A 15,038-nucleotide genomic window follows, 5' to 3' on the forward strand; every position below is an offset into this window, starting at 1 on the left:
GCCCAAACCTTCATCCTTGGCCGCACCAGCGCTTCGCCGTCAATCAGCCGAAGCAGGAGCCGTATGCCCCTTGCCTTGATTGGGCTCGTCGGATCTGTGTGGGGCGCTCGGCAATGGGCGTGCCCACCGCTGTATTATGCGATTATGCGACGATTGAGCCCGCTACGGACATGCCCGGCTGGGCGGCAACCAGGCCGCGAATTGGCCGCAATGTCCCGGTTCAACTGTCTGCCGTGGCTCATGCTATCGCTGAGGTGCGTGAAGTATGAAGTATCTGTTGTCTCTGGGCATTGTGCTCTTTTCGGTACCTTTATCGGCATCGGAGATCATCCTGGAGCAGGTCACATTGCGCCGAGGGATGGAAGGCGACACCAGGCAGTCGGGAGCCTTGGACGATCCGAAAACCTACAGCAAAAACAAGGTGTACCGTGAGGAAAAGGAGCCCGCAGCGCAAGCTGGCGTCGAGATAGACCAATTCCTGGATGATTACTATGCGAAAGGATTTCGGAAGGAATCTGGAGCCAACAGAGCAGTGCACTACCTGCTATTCCACAATTCAATCTCGGCACCGCAGTGCAAGAGGGAATATTTGATCCAGCGGGTAAGGCAAACCAAGATATATTATCAAAAGAACAGGAAGATTGTCGGTAAAGAAGTCAAGTATCTTGTGGAGGTTTTCAAGCTGAACAGCTACGGGCACACCAAACGCGCCGACCGTCATAGACAGCTTCATTTTCTGGGGGACGTCCAATCGAGAAAGACTGTCGTCGACATCGAGGTCGGTTGCGGCGAGGTGCCTGGCGTGGACGATGGTTTGGCTTGGCCTTTCGAGCAGAAAATCCTGTTTAAAGAGCTGCAGGATTATTCCAGCAAACCCGGCCTGTACGACAAGGTCAGCTTCGAGTTCTCGCGGTCCTACAGCTTTACCTCGGAATTCGACCGGAATGGACACAAGATAACGTTGCCGGATTTTCTTAGGTAAGCTTCCTCGAAGCGACCTTGCTGCCTTCCCGGCTGAAGCAGCTGATCTGAGCCGTGCCCGGCTTTCCTTTCAGCCGCCGCCGGCACTCGAAGGTTTTCTACCGTGACGTGCACCTTTTTGTCTTCTTCTGTTCCCGCAACCCGTTGCCCGCTGCCTCACGGTGGCGGGGCCTTTTGATGGGCACACCGGAACCAGAGCTTGGCGATCCGGTTAACTGGATATGCCAAACAAGATCAAAGACCCGCCACCGAAGCTCGCCCCGAAGAAGACACCTGTCCGTCGTCCCGACAAGGAAGCATCGCCGGAGCCTGAACATGTGGACCCGCCGCCACGAGACGTGCGCGAGGCTCCGGCACCAAATCCAAACGGCGACAGGACGGGCCCAACCGGCCAGCAGTAGGCGAGGCAAGCAACTGCGGGAACGGATACATTTTTGTCAGCAGACAACGCTGCCCCATTCCATAGCGCCTCTCCGAACTGTTGTTTCGGTGCTATGGTGTTCCTGCATGATCAGACTGCAAGGATATGAGGCATGCCCGAAATCACCCGCCGTACACTTCTTGCGTTCACCGCCGTAGCCTCGGTTGTTGACCCGACGTTTGCTGAAGGGGAAGGTACCTCGCCCGAATTGCAGGCGCTGATCGGAGCCCATGAGGCGGCCTATGTCGCGCTCCACGGGGTTGTTCATCGAGCGGGCAGTAGCAGCCACGACCGCAAGAGGGCAGACCGAATTGAAGAGGAAGCATTGCTGGCCATCTGCTCCTATCCTGCGATCAGTCGAGGCGACCGCCGAGCCAAGGCCGAGTACCTGTTAGCCACTGAGGCACGGGGCGAACTTGACCTGGAAGAGCACATGCAGGCCATCCTGCACTCGATGATGCGTGGCTGATACCATTGTCACCGGCAGCCACCGCAATTCGATGGCTCCAGCGAGTTCAATGGAATGCGGATGGTTCTGCGGCGCTCTTGGACTGCTCGGCCCGACGATGTGGGTGCCCGAACACGTGGGAGAGCATCACATCGAGCCCTTGAGACCGGTTCGAGGTGCAGCCGCCCGGTATCTACTTACGCGGCGCGTCGTTGAGCGAGGTGGAAACCCGAACGGGCTCTACGAGGCTCGACGGCGGTCACGATGCTGTGGTGGTGATCGCAGTACACGCGGTCAGGCGAAGTTGGCCCAGCACAAAAGCGGTGACCGCCGGGCACTGACCGATCTTCGCGAACCGGGAAGCGGCATTGACAACTGCCCAGCTTGATGAGGGGGACGTCACTCGTTGGCAGTCTGGTATTTTCAGGCATGATGTCTTTCTGGTTCCTAAAGGTTGGCCGTACGTCATCGCCATGATCCAATAGTCTGGTTTCCACCGTGGAGGGCAGCGACTGCGTCGGGCGAGTTCATCTCGCTTGGCTGGCTATGGAACACCATGTGGTATCGGGAACTGCTTCAAGCAATTGCTTGCGGCTAGAAGCCACACCGCTGCTGATGGGTGTCTCAGCGTCAAACCGTGAAGGCGAGAGCCCTGATCCATCAAAGTTTAACGACTGGGAAGCGCACTGGAAAGCAAGTGCGGTAACAGTTGATTCAACCGTTGCTGGTAATTCTAGAGGAGTGTGGAAGCGGCTCCGACAGTGAGGCGGGGGAGCTGGATTGCCGGAGCCGCCTGCGCAATCCCGGGTTGGGGTTTGACCGCGCCGTCCTATTCTGGGACAGCGCGGTCAACGATTCGTTAAAATTGGAACTAATTAAGCGCATGCTAATTGAAATCGCGGTTTTGCGAGTCAATGCATGACCAGTGTCGCCGTGGGAAATGATTAGCTCGTTGTGTCGATAGCTGCGCTCGTGCCACCGTTCGGTCAGCGCGGCGAGGTCGGCATCGCAAGGTCTTGAGATGAAGGCCGGAGAGCCTGTCACAACAGCCTCTTGTTCAATCAGGTGTACTCCCTATCCAAGGAAATTTGATGGCCGCAGGCCCCGCTTTCCGGAAAGCAAAACTGGGAGCGGATTTTTCCAATGTTTTCCCCGGTGTGGGAATTCCCACAGCCGAGCCTGGTTCGACTGGCATATCCTTGTTTGCAACATCCAGGCCCGCCGGCTCGTTCAAGCCGGCGAAGGGAAAGGGAACGGTCATGAAATTCTTGGCTCCCGTCACAAAACTTGCTGCGGCGTTTCGCAAATTCGCCGCGCGACGCTACCGGCCGGAGCTTTATTATATGCGTGGCCCGGGGCCAGCCACCGCCCGCCGTATGGGCACGCACGCCGAGCGAAAGGCTCTGTTATCGGCAACGGACCAGTTGAGCCGTTTACCCGATGGCGTCCTTGGCGACATCGGCATCTCTCGTGACGAAATCATGTGCGCTTTGCGAAGCCGCGCCACCCGCCCTGCGGAGGCCTTTGCCCACGCCCGCTCTCCCCGAAGAGAGAATGACGCCATTCCGGGCGAGAGCCCAGAAGCTGCGGTAGTGGGTCATTTTGAAATTGCGGAGCAGGGCCATCATTGGCGGAATGAACTCAAGCCGGCCGAGTCCGGCACGCACTGGTTTACGCACGGGGCCACAATCACAGAGCCAGGCTGTCACCCCTTACGCCCCGCAATGGGTCAATAAGTCTGGCACCGTACTTGCCTGGTAAGATATGGGGTGGGGTGGAGGCCCGTCGCTTCGCAAATGTAGCGGCGGGTCTTCTGCATACGGGTCGCGCCCCGCCTAAAACCACAGAGATGGGCCGAGCTTGGAAAATTCCATCACAAACGCCTGAAACGAGTCGCCCCAAAGCACAGCTTACCCAAGGACCGGCACCAGGCTCGCAAATTGGGGCAGCTTCGTGCACGCTAACGAAGCAACATATCTCCATCTCGGCCTGAATTTCTGCAACTTCATGTCGTACCTAAATTCGTACGCAAGAAGAAAGGAAAAACCATTTGCGCAAGTAAATCAATGGCATATGGCGGAGAGAGCGGGATTCGAACCCGCGTTACGGTCTCCCGTAAACACACTTTCCAGGCGTGCGCCTTCAACCACTCGGCCACCTCTCCGTCCTGGCATTTTCACCGCGGCCGGTTTCGCCGCGCGCGGGTTGGGGAGATGCCGTCTCCCTCGGGAAATTCCGGTGCGAAACGCCGCACCGTGGGTGCCGTCAACCAGCGGACACCCTTTCCCCCGCTCCTGAGCCGTCAAAGCAACAGGGCGCGGGGCTCATCTAGTCGATCCGGTGCCGAATGCCAAGACGCTCTATTCGCTTTGTCGGATAGAGTTGCTCTGTTCCTAGCCGACCGACGCCTCTCCGACGCGAACCGGCGGCGTCGGTTCAACTTCGCGTGTCGCATTGCGGATAAAGCGCGCAGATCCTATTTATCAGGCCGATACAGATATTTCTGAAAAGCTTGCGGGGAGGTAGGATGTTCCGCTTCGTCTTCCGTCTTGCCGCAATGGTTGCGCTTTCGGTTTCGGTCATCATGGCGGTGGTCGACGCGACGCGCTCGGTGGCGGCCTCCGCCCTGGTCATGACCCCGCTCAACACCAGCTGGCTCGCCGTCTCGCCGGATACGCGAAGCGCCTTCGAAAGCTTCGTCCGCGACAGGCTTGGTCCGCTGCTGTGGGACGGCGCCATCGCCTGGGTGCTCAACCAGCCCGGCTTCGCGGTGTTCGCGGGGCTTGCCTTCATTCTCTACATGATCGGCTACAGGCGGGAGCGGGCAACCGGGCGGTTCGCCTAGACTTGATAATTTGTTGTTAAGGATCTTCTGGCGTCCCCAACCAAGGCGTCCACAACCAAAAAGGAAAGGAAACTGCACATGTTTCTTAGCGACATGCTGAACAAGAAGCTCAACCTGCCGAAACCTGCCGAGGCGCTGCCGGGTCGCGCCAATCCTATCCCGACGGCATCCAATCATTTTGTCTCGAAGCGGCCGCTGAAGGGCCCCTATCCCGACGGGCTGGAGAAGGCGATGTTCGGGCTGGGCTGCTTCTGGGGCGCGGAACGCATGTTCTGGCAGGTCGAGGGCGTATGGGTCACGGCCGTCGGCTATGCCGGTGGCGTCACCCCCAATCCGACCTACCAGGAAACCTGCACCGGTTTGACCGGCCATGCCGAAGTCGTGCTGGTCGTCTACGACCCAAAAATCGTGTCCTATGCACAGCTTCTGAAGCTGTTCTGGGAAAGCCACGATCCGACGCAAGGCATGCGCCAGGGCAACGATGTCGGCACCACCTACCGCTCGGCGATCTACACCTTCGGCGATGCGCAATACCAGGCGGCGATCGCCTCGCGCGACGCCTACGAGGCCTCGCTGCGCGGCGCCGGGCGCGGCAAGATCACCACCGAGATCGCGCCGGCACCGGAATTCTACTTCGCCGAGGAAGACCACCAGCAATATCTGGCGAAGAATCCCTACGGCTATTGCAATCTGCAGGGCACCGGCGTCACCTGCGCCATCCCGGCTGCCGTCTCCGCCTGAGGCCTTGGCGGGACGATGATCCCGGCTTTTCCAACAGGTCAAAATTCCGCGTGAATTTTGCTTCGGGCCGTGCCAAATTGGCCCGAAGCGGGAGGAAGACACTCCTGTCTGATGTCGCATGCCTGCCGGAAAACCGGGCAGGCAGGCGGTGCATAACGGAAAAATAACCGACAGGGTGTGGATCACATGAAACGTATCGTTCTCGGCCTCCTGGCCGCAACTGCGATGGTTCTTCCGGCCTTCGCCGCGGACATCCAGCCAGCACTTCTCTACGATCTCGGCGGCAAGTTCGACAAGTCATTCAACGAAGCGTCCTACAACGGCGCCGAAAAGTTCAAGGCCGAAACCGGCATCGCCTATGTGGAATTCGAGGTCTCAAACGCCACCCAGCGCGAGCAGGCGCTGCGCCGTTTCGCCGAGGATGGCCGCAATCCAATCGCCATGGCGGGCTTCTCCTGGGCAGATGCGCTGGAGAAGATCGCCGTCGAGTTTCCCGAGACCAAATTCGCCATCATCGACATGGTCGTCGACAAGCCCAACGTCCGCTCCGTCGTCTACAAGGAGCAGGAAGGCTCCTATCTCGTCGGCGTGATGGCGGCGATGGCCTCGAAGACCAAAAAGGTCGGCTTCATCGGCGGCATGGACATTCCGCTGATCCGCCGATTCGGCTGCGGTTATGTCGGTGGCGCCAAGGCGGCCGGCGCGACCGATGTCATCCAGAACATGACCGGCGACACGCCGGCAGCCTGGAACGATCCGGCCAAGGGCGGCGAGATCGCCAAGACGCAGATCGACCAGGGCGCCGACGTGATCTACGCAGCGGCAGGCGGAACCGGTGTCGGCGTGTTGCAGGCAGCGGCCGACGGCGGCAAGCTCGGCATCGGCGTCGATTCCAACCAGAATGGACTGCAGCCCGGCAAGGTGCTGACCTCGATGGTCAAGCGCGTCGATGTTGCCGTCTACAACACCTTCATGGATGCCAAGAACGACAAGTTCACCGGCGGCATCAACGATCTCGGCCTCAAGGAAGGCGGTGTCGACTACGCCATGGACGACAACAACAAGGCGCTTGTCGACGACGCGATGAAGGCGGCGGTTGAAAAGGCCAAGGCCGACATCATCGCCGGTACCATCAAGGTGCACGATTACATGTCGGACAATTCCTGCCCTTATTGATCGCAGGGCAATCGCATTTGGTGTCTTGCGAAGGTGGACCGGATTCTTGCGAAGAGGACCCCCACCCTAACCCTCCCCACAAGGGAGGGAACGCTGCCGCGAGCCAATTTGCCGAGGTCAGCGCCAACGGAAGTCTCCCTCCCCCCTGTGGGGAGGGGTTAGGGGTGGGGGTACATCGTAGAGCGAAAGCGTCGGCTTTCCACAGCGTAGCCCAGCTATTGATCGCGACCTTGCCGATCCGCTCGAAGCCGCCGGTGAAAACCCGGCGGTTTCTTGCTTATCAGCAAGCTCACCAGTGCGGCGGCTTGGTCACCGGCACGTCGGGCGCGGCCTGTTCCTCCAGCGCCAGGAAGCGGTCGGCCAGCGCATCGAGTTTGCGCTGCATGCGCTCGATCACCTTCCACTGCTCGGCGATCTGGCCGGACAGTTCCTCGATGGTCTTCTCCTGCTCGGCGGCGCGGATTTCCAGCGTCGTCAGCCGGTCGTCGGGCATGGTCATTTGAGTTCCTCGATCCAGGCGATTGTGCAGGCTGCGGCCACGTTCGAAATTGACAAGCGCGCGGGGATTTGTCGAGAGTGAACGCTGCTCCGGCAATTGGCACAGGCGGGGCGTCATGCTAGGCGTTTTGACCAAGCGATAAAAATACGATGGGAAAGGCTGCATGGCGCAAGCCGCAATCGAGCTGATCGGCATCAACAAGAGTTTTGGCGCCGTGCGCGCCAATCGCGACATCAATCTGGAGATCGCGCGCGGCACCATCCACGGCATTGTCGGCGAGAACGGCGCTGGCAAGTCGACGCTGATGTCGATCCTTTATGGTTTCTACCAGGCCGACAGCGGCGAGATCCGCGTCGGCGGCCAGCCGGCGTCGATCAAATCGCCCAACGATGCCATCGCGCTCGGCATCGGCATGGTGCATCAGCATTTCATGCTGGTCGACAATTTCACGGTGCTGGAAAACGTCATTCTCGGCGCTGAAAGCGATGCGCTGCTGAAGAAGAGCATCGCCAAGGCGCGGTCCGAGTTGGAACGGCTCGAGCGCGAATATGGGCTGGAGGTCGATCCCGATGCGATCATCGAGGAGTTGCCGGTCGGACTGCAGCAGCGTGTCGAAATCCTCAAGGCGCTGTATCGCGGCGCCGAGATCCTGATTCTCGACGAGCCGACGGGCGTGCTGACGCCCGCAGAAGCCGACCATCTGTTCCGCATCCTCAGGCAGTTGAAGGAGCAGGGTAAAACGATCGTGCTGATCACCCATAAGCTGCGCGAGATCATGGCGATCACCGACACGGTCTCGGTCATGCGCCAGGGCACGATGGTGGCGACCAGGCAGACCACGAGGACCACGGTCGGGGAACTGGCCGAGCTGATGGTCGGGCGCCGCGTGCTGCTCAGGGTCGAGAAGGGCGAGGCGGAAGCCGGGGGGGTCAAGCTGGCGGTGAAGAACCTGACGGTGAGGGATTCGCGTGGCGTCACCATGGTCGACGACGTCTCCTTCGATGTGCGCGCCGGCGAGATCGTTGGCATCGCCGGCGTCGCCGGCAACGGGCAATCCGAAATGCTCGAGGCGATTTCCGGCATCAGGCGCGCCGTCTCGGGCTCCGTCATGCTCGACGGCAGGCCGATCGATCTGACCGGGGCTGCCGATCCCGGCGAACTGCGCGACCGCGGCCTCGCCCATGTCCCGGAAGACCGTCATCATGTCGGGCTGGTGCTGGCCTTCGAGGAGAACGAGAATTCGATCCTCGGCTATCACGACGATCCGCGATACCTGAAGGGGCCGTTCCTCGACATCGACGCGATCCGCGACGACGCGAGGGACAAGATCGCCAAATACGACATCCGCCCGGCGGACTGCCGTCTCAAGACCGCGAATTTCTCCGGCGGCAACCAGCAGAAGATCGTGCTGGCGCGGGAAATGGAACAGGACCCGGGCGTGCTGATCGTCGGCCAGCCGACGCGCGGCGTCGATGTCGGCGCCATCGAATTCATCCACAAGCGGCTCATCGCCATGCGCGACCAGGGCAAGGCGGTGCTGGTGGTGTCGGTCGAGCTCGACGAGATCCGTTCGCTCTCCGACCGCATCCTGGTGATGTTTGCCGGCCGCATCGTCGGCGAGCGCGGCCCCGAGGCGACCGAAGGCGAGCTCGGCCTGCTGATGGCCGGCGTCGAGCACCGGGAGGCGGCGGAATGAGCACGCCTTATGCCAAGCTGCCGGCCTGGGCGGATTACGGCTTGATCCCGGTGATCAATCTCGCCGTTGCCTTCCTCGTCGCCGGCTTCGTCGTGCTCCTGGTTGGCGAAAATCCGTTCCGCGCTGCCGTCGTCCTGGTCGAGGGCGCCTTCGGCCGTGGGCAAGGCATCGCCTTCACGCTGTTCTACGCCACCACCTTCATCTTCAGCGGGCTTTCGGTGGCGGTTGCGGCGCATTGCGGCCTGTTCAACATCGGTGGCGAGGGCCAGGGCTATATCGCCGGTCTCGGCATCGGCATCGTCTGCCTGGCGTTCGACAGCGTGCTGCCATGGTGGCTCACCTTTCCGCTGGCGATCATTGCCGCTGCGGCGATGGGGGCGCTGTGGGCACTGATCCCCGCCTATCTGCAGGCCAGGCGCGGCTCGCATATCGTCATCACCACCATCATGTTCAATTTCATCGCCGCCAGCGTCATGGTCTACGCGCTGGTCGGATTCCTGAAGCCGGCCAATTCGATGGCGCCGCAGACACGCACCTTCCTCGACGGCGCGCAACTGCCGAAGCTCAACTGGGTCATCGAATTATTCGGCGCCAAGATCCGCTCGGCGCCGTTCAACATCAGCTTCCTGCTGGCGCTGGCCATGGCGTTTCTGGTCTGGGTGCTGATCTGGCGTACCAGGCTCGGTTACGAGATGCGCACCTACGGCCACAGCGCGAAAGCGGCGCGCTATGCCGGCATTTCGGAAACCCGCATCATCATCGTCGCCATGATGATTTCGGGCGCGCTGGCCGGCATGATGGCGCTCAACCCGACGATGGGCGACCAGCACAATGTCGCGCTCGAATTCGTTTCGGGCGCCGGTTTCGTCGGCATCGCAGTAGCGCTGATGGGGCGCCTGCACCCGGTCGGCATCGTGCTCGCCGCAATATTGTTCGGCATGCTGTACCAGGGCGGCGCCGAGCTCGCCTTCGAAATGCCGGCGATCAGCCGCGACATGATCGTCATCATCCAAGGCCTGGTCATCCTGTTCGCCGGCGCGCTCGAGCATATGTTCCGGCCCTATGTCCAGGCGCTGTTCGCCTCGCTCAGCCCGAGATCTGTCGGCATCGAAGCGATCAAGGGGAAGGGTGCCTGAGATGGATCTGTTCAACGCCATCATCCAGGTTCTGGACTCGACCATCCGCCTGTCGGTGCCGCTGCTGCTCGCCTGCCTCGCCGGTCTCTATTCGGAGCGGGCCGGCATTTTCGACATCGGGCTCGAGGGCAAGATGCTGGTCGGCGCCTTCGCCGGTGCCGCCTCCGCCTCCGTCTTCCATTCCGCCTATATCGGCCTCGGCATGGCCATCCTCATCTCGGTCGCTTTTGCGCTGGTCCACGGCTTTGCCTCGATCACCCATCGCGGCAACCAGATTGTCTCCGGCGTGGCGATCAATTTCATCGCCGCCGGATCAACGATCATGCTCGGCCAGGCCTGGTTCCAGCAAGGTGGACGTACGCCAGCTCTGGCATCGGACGAGCGGTTCGGGGCGATCGTCTGGCCCGGTGCGGACGCGCTCAGGGGCGTGCCGATCCTCGGACCGATATATTCGGAACTGGTCTCCGGCCATTCCGTGCTGGTCTATGTCGCGTTCCTCGCCGTGCCGTTCACCTGGTGGGTGCTGTTCCGCACCCGTTTCGGCTTGCGCATGCGCGCGGTCGGCGAGAACCCGGCCGCGGTCGACACCGCCGGTATCTCGGTCGCCTGGCTGCGCTACCGGGCGCTGATCTGCACCGGCGTGCTCACCGGTATTGCCGGCGCCTATCTGTCGATGGTGCAGAATGGCGGCTTCGTCAAGGACATGACTGCCGGCAAGGGCTACATCGCCCTGGCCGCGCTGATCTTCGCCAAGTGGAAGCCGGTCAACGCCATGTTCGCCTGCCTGTTGTTCGGCTTCCTCGACGCGCTGTCGATCCGCCTGCAGGGCACGCCGCTGCCGCTGATCGGCAAGGTGCCGGTGCAGCTCATGCAGGCGCTGCCCTATATCCTCACCGTCATCCTGCTCGCCGGCTTCATCGGCAAGGCAATTCCGCCGCGCGCCGGCGGCGTGCCCTATGTCAAGGAACGCTAAGCGTGATTTCGAACCGCAGGTCCGCGTCAGCGAAAAGTGGAAGCCGGCTTTCGGACAAGATCATGCAATGGAAAAACAATGTCGCATGATCTGTTCGAAGCGGCCAAGGCCGCCATGGCCAAGGCCTATGCGCCCTATTCGAAATTCCCGGTCGGGGCGGCACTGCGCACCGAGGACGGCCGCGTCTTTACTGGCGCCAACGTCGAGGTCGCGTCCTATCCGGAAGGTTGGTGCGCCGAAACCACCGCGCTCGGCCACTTCATCATGGCCGGCGGCGGCAGGATAACGGAGATCGCTGTCATCGCAAAGCGCATGGCTAAATGCTCGCCCTGCGGCGGCTGCCGGCAGCGGCTGGCCGAATTCTGCCGGCCGGACGCCAAACTCTATCTTTGCGACAATGCCGGCGTGGTCGAAACCGTGACCATGGGCGAGATGCTGCCCTACGGCTTTCAGGGCGATATGTTGAAATGAAGAGCTTGGTTGAAATGAAGAGCTGGTTGACATGAAGGAAGCGCTTGATCGTCTGGTCGAAAGGCTGGACGGGCTGGCGCCCGCCACCGCGCTGGTGCTGGGTTCGGGCCTTGGCGGGCTTGTCGACCAGGTCGAGGATCCTGTCCGCATTTCCTATGGCGAATTGCCGGGCTTTCCCAGAAGCGGCGTCACCGGCCATGCCGGAGAGGTGGTGGCGGGACATTTTGCCGGCACGCCTGTGCTGATGCTGTCCGGCCGCGCTCACTACTACGAGCACGGCAACGCGGCGGCGATGCGGCCGGCGCTTGAAGTGCTTGCCGGCCTCGGCATCTCGCAACTGATCCTCACCAATGCCGCCGGCTCGGTCGATCCGGGCATGGGGCCGGGCTCGGTGATGCTGATCACCGACCACATCAATTTCTCGGGTTCCAATCCGCTGATCGGCGAGCCGAGCGACCGCCGCTTCGTCGGCCTGACCGAAGCCTATGATGCCGGTCTTCGCTCAGCGATCGAGACGGCCGCGAAGGCGACGGACACCGCGCTGCACAAGGGCGTCTATATGTGGTTTTCCGGGCCGTGCTTCGAGACGCCCGGCGCGCGTCATGGGCGCCAATGCCGTCGGCATGTCGACCGTGCCGGAGGTCATTCTCGCCCGTTTCCTCGGCCTGCGCGTCGCCGCCTGCTCGGTCATCACCAATCTCGCCGCAGGGATGACAGGGGCGGAGCTTTCGCACCAGGAGACCAAGGACATGGCGCCGATTGGCGGCGCGCGGCTGGCGACGATCCTCCAGCGTGTGTTCCAGGATGGGTTGCCGGAGCGTAAGGTCCCGGCCTGATGCTTCCCCAGGAAATCATCCGCAGCAAGCGCGACGGCCACAAGCTGTCGACGCAGGAGATCGCCAGCTTCATCGAAGGCCTCACCGCCGGCACCGTCTCGGACGGGCAGGTCGGGGCCTTCGCCATGGCGGTGTTCTTCAACGGCATGAGCCGCGACGAGGCGGTGGCGCTGACCCTGGCGATGCGCGATTCCGGCGACGTGCTCGATTGGTCGGACCTGCCGGGCCCGGTCACCGACAAGCATTCGACAGGCGGCGTCGGCGACAATGTCTCGCTGTTGGTGGCGCCGATCGTCGCTGCCTGCGGCGCTTATGTGCCGATGATTTCCGGCCGCGGCCTCGGCCATACCGGCGGCACTCTGGACAAGATGGACGCCATCCCCGGCTATACCAGCCAGCCGGATGTCGCGGGATTCCGCAAGGCAGTGCTCGAAGCCGGCTGCGCCATCATCGGCCAAACCGCCGATCTCGCGCCCGCCGACCGCCGGCTCTATGCGATCCGCGACGTGACGGGAACCGTCGAATCGGTGCCGCTGATCACCGCCTCGATCCTCTCGAAGAAGCTGGCGGCCGGCCTGCAGTCGCTGGTGCTCGACGTAAAGGTCGGCAACGGCGCCTTCATGGAAAAGTCGCGCGACGCAACGACACTGGCGAACAGCCTGGTCGAAGTCGCCAATGGCGCCGGCCTGAAGACCTCGGCGCTGGTCACCGGCATGAACGAGCCGCTGGCTTCAGCAGCCGGCAACGCGGTCGAGGTGCGCAATGCCGTCGATTTCCTCACCGGCCGCTTCCGCGACCGGCGTCTGGAGGATGTGACGGTGGCATTGGCCGCAGACATGCTGCAGTCGGCCGGGCTGGTCTCGTCCAACCAGGACGGCATGCGGCGCGCCGCCGAGACGCTTGCCGGCGGCGGTGCCGCGGCCGTCTTCGCGCGCATGGTGGCGGGGCTCGGCGGTCCGGCCGACTTCGTCGAGAACCCGGAAAAACACCTGCCGAGGGCGGCGACGGAATTTGCGGTCAAGGCCGCCGAAAACGGCTTCGTTACCGGTATCTCCACCCGCGACATCGGGCTTGCCGTCGTCGGGCTTGGCGGCGGGCGCATCCGGCCGGACGACAGGATCGACCATGCCGTCGGCATCACCCGGCTGCTGCCTGTCGGCGCGGAGGTGCGGGCCGGCGAGGCGCTGGCGCTGGTCCATGCCCGCAATGCCGGGGATGCCGAGGCGGCCGCCGCCGCCGTGCTTTCGGCCTATACGATCGGCGCTTCGAAGCCGCCCGCGGAAAAAACCGTTATCCGGCGGATCCTGCCGCGCGGATGAAGTTTTTTTAATTGGACCATGATCTTTCCGAAAACCGGTTTCCACTTTTCGGGATCATGGTTCACTGGACGAGCAGCAGCGAGCCGTTCTCGACCTGGTATTTTTCCAGCCGCTGGAGAAAGCTCAGACCGATCAAATTGGTGCGCAGCGCCTTGTCGTCGAGCACCACCGCCTGGACACCGTCGAGCGTGATCTTGCCGATCTGCAGCCGATCGACGGTCACCAAGGCAGCCTTGATCGCGCCGTTGGCGGTGTTGACCTGGTGCTTGAAATCCGACGCGTTCAGCGAAACGCCGATCCTGCGCGCCGTCGAACTGTTGATGGCGACCAGCGTTGCGCCGGTGTCGATCATGCCGTCGACCGTTCGACCGTTAAGCTTGAACGCCGACGTGAAATGCCCGCGCGCGTCAGCCGGGATCACGACCTTGCGGCCGAGCGGCTGCGCCGGCCTGTCGGGAACCGTGGCCAGATTCAGGTCCGTTTCGACCGCCGGCCTGGCCCCGACCGCCGATTTCAGCAGGCCTTCGAACATCTGCGGATTCGACTGGTAGAGCATCGGGAACGACGCCGATGCTACGGCGAGCACGCCAAGGATGAGAAGATTGCGCAGCATGGACCGGCCTTCGTGAAGACCCATGCTTATCGCGGCATGGTGTTTGCCGCTTTAACAGATGCAGAAAGCGGTCGTTTGCGTAAACGATCGGTAAACGAGCGGCGCCACGGTCATTTGGTCCCGTACATGCGGTCGCCAGCATCGCCGAGGCCGGGCATGATGTAGCCCTTCTCGTTGAGCTGGCGGTCGATGGAAGCGGTGAAGACCGGGACATCGGGATGCGCCTTGATGAAGCGATCGAGGCCTTCTGGCGCCGCCAGCAGGCAGAGGAAGCGAATGTTGGTGGCGCCGCGTCCCTTCAACTTGTCGATCGCGGCGATCGCCGAATTGGCGGTCGCCAGCATCGGATCGACGACGATCACCAGCCGGTCGGCGAGATCGCTCGGCGCCTTGAAGAAATATTCGACCGCTTCCAGCGTTTCGTGGTCGCGGTAGAGACCGATATGGGCGACGCGCGCCGCCGGCACCAGGTCGAGCAGGCCTTCGAGCAGGCCGTTGCCGGCGCGCAGTACTGAGGCGAAAACCAGCTTCTTGCCCTCCAGCGTCGGCGCTTCCATCGTCTCGATCGGCGTTTCGATCGTCGTCGTCGTCAGTTCGAGGTTGCGGGTGACCTCGTAGCCGAGCAGCAGCGAGATCTCGCGCAGCAGCCGCCGGAAGCCGGCCGTCGAGGTTTCCTTCTTGCGCATGATGGTCAGCTTGTGCTGGACAAGCGGGTGGTCGACGACGGTGACGCCCTGCATGGTGGTCTCCTAGCTGCGCAGGTGAAAGTGAGTAGTGAATGGTGAATAGTGAATAGTGAACAGGTTTGCGAGTCCTTGGTTCAGCGGAAAACTCGCGGTTGACGGACCGAAGCGCCGCGTGGACCATTCACCATTCACCATTC

General features: G+C 62.0%; 14 protein-coding genes, 1 tRNA gene and 1 pseudogene. 12 read left to right on the plus strand and 4 right to left on the minus strand.

Going from position 1 to position 15,038, the window contains the following annotated elements:
• The first annotated feature begins 265 nt into the window (after positions 1 to 265).
• The 3 genes from AC0L17_RS23465 (at position 266) to AC0L17_RS23475 (ending at position 3,586) form a co-directional block, all read left to right on the plus strand.
• Positions 266 to 982 (plus strand): hypothetical protein, encoded by a 717-nt coding sequence (locus AC0L17_RS23465; RefSeq protein ID WP_473517568.1) that lies wholly within the window; start codon positions 266 to 268, stop codon positions 980 to 982.
• A gap of 532 nt (positions 983 to 1,514) precedes the next feature.
• Complete coding sequence (locus AC0L17_RS23470) at positions 1,515 to 1,871, plus strand: hypothetical protein (RefSeq protein WP_473517569.1); 357 nt, start codon at positions 1,515 to 1,517, stop codon at positions 1,869 to 1,871.
• 1,070 nt (positions 1,872 to 2,941) lie between these two features.
• Positions 2,942 to 3,586, plus strand: coding sequence for a DUF1127 domain-containing protein (locus AC0L17_RS23475; RefSeq protein WP_473517570.1), 645 nt, complete (start codon positions 2,942 to 2,944; stop codon positions 3,584 to 3,586).
• A 338-nt stretch (positions 3,587 to 3,924) separates the two neighbouring features.
• Here AC0L17_RS23475 and AC0L17_RS23480 read toward each other — a convergent pair.
• Positions 3,925 to 4,014 (minus strand) — tRNA-Ser (locus AC0L17_RS23480).
• 363 nt (positions 4,015 to 4,377) lie between these two features.
• Here AC0L17_RS23480 and AC0L17_RS23485 point away from each other — a divergent pair.
• The 3 genes from AC0L17_RS23485 (at position 4,378) to AC0L17_RS23495 (ending at position 6,612) form a co-directional block, all read left to right on the plus strand.
• Positions 4,378 to 4,695 carry a hypothetical protein gene (locus tag AC0L17_RS23485; protein WP_473517571.1) on the plus strand — a complete coding sequence of 106 codons (318 nt, stop codon included), beginning with the start codon at positions 4,378 to 4,380 and terminating at the stop codon, positions 4,693 to 4,695.
• Between the two features lie 78 nt (positions 4,696 to 4,773).
• Positions 4,774 to 5,436 (plus strand): peptide-methionine (S)-S-oxide reductase MsrA, encoded by a 663-nt coding sequence (msrA, locus tag AC0L17_RS23490; protein ID WP_023797495.1) that lies wholly within the window; start codon positions 4,774 to 4,776, stop codon positions 5,434 to 5,436.
• Positions 5,437 to 5,622: 186 nt separating this feature from the next.
• Positions 5,623 to 6,612, plus strand: coding sequence for a BMP family lipoprotein (locus tag AC0L17_RS23495; protein ID WP_023797496.1), 990 nt, complete (start codon positions 5,623 to 5,625; stop codon positions 6,610 to 6,612).
• A 289-nt stretch (positions 6,613 to 6,901) separates the two neighbouring features.
• Here AC0L17_RS23495 and AC0L17_RS23500 read toward each other — a convergent pair whose 3' ends face one another.
• Positions 6,902 to 7,111 (minus strand): SlyX family protein, encoded by a 210-nt coding sequence (locus tag AC0L17_RS23500; RefSeq protein ID WP_091600472.1) that lies wholly within the window; start codon positions 7,109 to 7,111, stop codon positions 6,902 to 6,904.
• 163 nt (positions 7,112 to 7,274) lie between these two features.
• On the opposite strand from AC0L17_RS23500, the gene AC0L17_RS23505 reads away from it, so the two are divergent.
• From AC0L17_RS23505 to deoA, 6 genes and pseudogenes are all read left to right on the plus strand, one after another.
• Entirely contained in the window at positions 7,275 to 8,807 is a 1,533-nt protein-coding gene (locus tag AC0L17_RS23505; RefSeq protein WP_473517572.1) for an ABC transporter ATP-binding protein, read from the plus strand.
• The gene (locus AC0L17_RS23510; RefSeq protein WP_128169917.1) at positions 8,804 to 9,943 is read left to right on the plus strand and encodes an ABC transporter permease; all 1,140 of its coding nucleotides are present in this window, start codon (positions 8,804 to 8,806) and stop codon (positions 9,941 to 9,943) included. Before AC0L17_RS23505 ends, AC0L17_RS23510 begins: the two co-directional genes overlap by 4 nt.
• Position 9,944: 1 nt before the next feature.
• The gene (locus AC0L17_RS23515) at positions 9,945 to 10,916 is read left to right on the plus strand and encodes an ABC transporter permease (RefSeq protein ID WP_091600462.1); all 972 of its coding nucleotides are present in this window, start codon (positions 9,945 to 9,947) and stop codon (positions 10,914 to 10,916) included.
• Between the two features lie 78 nt (positions 10,917 to 10,994).
• Complete coding sequence (cdd, locus tag AC0L17_RS23520; protein ID WP_473517573.1) at positions 10,995 to 11,387, plus strand: cytidine deaminase; 393 nt, start codon at positions 10,995 to 10,997, stop codon at positions 11,385 to 11,387.
• Positions 11,388 to 11,418: 31 nt separating this feature from the next.
• Positions 11,419 to 12,223: pseudogene (locus tag AC0L17_RS23525) on the plus strand (purine-nucleoside phosphorylase).
• Complete coding sequence (gene deoA / locus AC0L17_RS23530; protein ID WP_473517574.1) at positions 12,223 to 13,542, plus strand: thymidine phosphorylase; 1,320 nt, start codon at positions 12,223 to 12,225, stop codon at positions 13,540 to 13,542. Before AC0L17_RS23525 ends, deoA begins: the two are co-directional and overlap by 1 nt.
• A gap of 61 nt (positions 13,543 to 13,603) precedes the next feature.
• Here deoA and AC0L17_RS23535 read toward each other — a convergent pair whose 3' ends face one another.
• A complete protein-coding gene (locus AC0L17_RS23535) occupies positions 13,604 to 14,155 on the minus strand; it encodes a TIGR02281 family clan AA aspartic protease (RefSeq protein WP_473510716.1) in 552 nt (183 codons plus the stop codon).
• 110 nt (positions 14,156 to 14,265) lie between these two features.
• Positions 14,266 to 14,895 (minus strand): uracil phosphoribosyltransferase, encoded by a 630-nt coding sequence (upp, locus tag AC0L17_RS23540; protein ID WP_023797505.1) that lies wholly within the window; start codon positions 14,893 to 14,895, stop codon positions 14,266 to 14,268.
• Positions 14,896 to 15,038: the final 143 nt, after the last annotated feature.

This window comes from Mesorhizobium sp. WSM4829 (genome assembly GCF_055811475.1).

Coding starts and splice junctions, on each gene's coding strand:
- AC0L17_RS23465 (WP_473517568.1), top strand. CDS start 266: ATGAAGTATCTGTTGTCTCTGGGCATTGTGCTCTTTTCGGTACCTTTA.
- AC0L17_RS23470 (WP_473517569.1), top strand. CDS start 1,515: ATGCCCGAAATCACCCGCCGTACACTTCTTGCGTTCACCGCCGTAGCC.
- AC0L17_RS23475 (WP_473517570.1), top strand. CDS start 2,942: ATGGCCGCAGGCCCCGCTTTCCGGAAAGCAAAACTGGGAGCGGATTTT.
- AC0L17_RS23485 (WP_473517571.1), top strand. CDS start 4,378: ATGTTCCGCTTCGTCTTCCGTCTTGCCGCAATGGTTGCGCTTTCGGTT.
- msrA (WP_023797495.1), top strand. CDS start 4,774: ATGTTTCTTAGCGACATGCTGAACAAGAAGCTCAACCTGCCGAAACCT.
- AC0L17_RS23495 (WP_023797496.1), top strand. CDS start 5,623: ATGAAACGTATCGTTCTCGGCCTCCTGGCCGCAACTGCGATGGTTCTT.
- AC0L17_RS23500 (WP_091600472.1), bottom strand. CDS start 7,111: ATGACCATGCCCGACGACCGGCTGACGACGCTGGAAATCCGCGCCGCC.
- AC0L17_RS23505 (WP_473517572.1), top strand. CDS start 7,275: ATGGCGCAAGCCGCAATCGAGCTGATCGGCATCAACAAGAGTTTTGGC.
- AC0L17_RS23510 (WP_128169917.1), top strand. CDS start 8,804: ATGAGCACGCCTTATGCCAAGCTGCCGGCCTGGGCGGATTACGGCTTG.
- AC0L17_RS23515 (WP_091600462.1), top strand. CDS start 9,945: ATGGATCTGTTCAACGCCATCATCCAGGTTCTGGACTCGACCATCCGC.
- cdd (WP_473517573.1), top strand. CDS start 10,995: ATGTCGCATGATCTGTTCGAAGCGGCCAAGGCCGCCATGGCCAAGGCC.
- deoA (WP_473517574.1), top strand. CDS start 12,223: ATGCTTCCCCAGGAAATCATCCGCAGCAAGCGCGACGGCCACAAGCTG.
- AC0L17_RS23535 (WP_473510716.1), bottom strand. CDS start 14,155: ATGCTGCGCAATCTTCTCATCCTTGGCGTGCTCGCCGTAGCATCGGCG.
- upp (WP_023797505.1), bottom strand. CDS start 14,895: ATGCAGGGCGTCACCGTCGTCGACCACCCGCTTGTCCAGCACAAGCTG.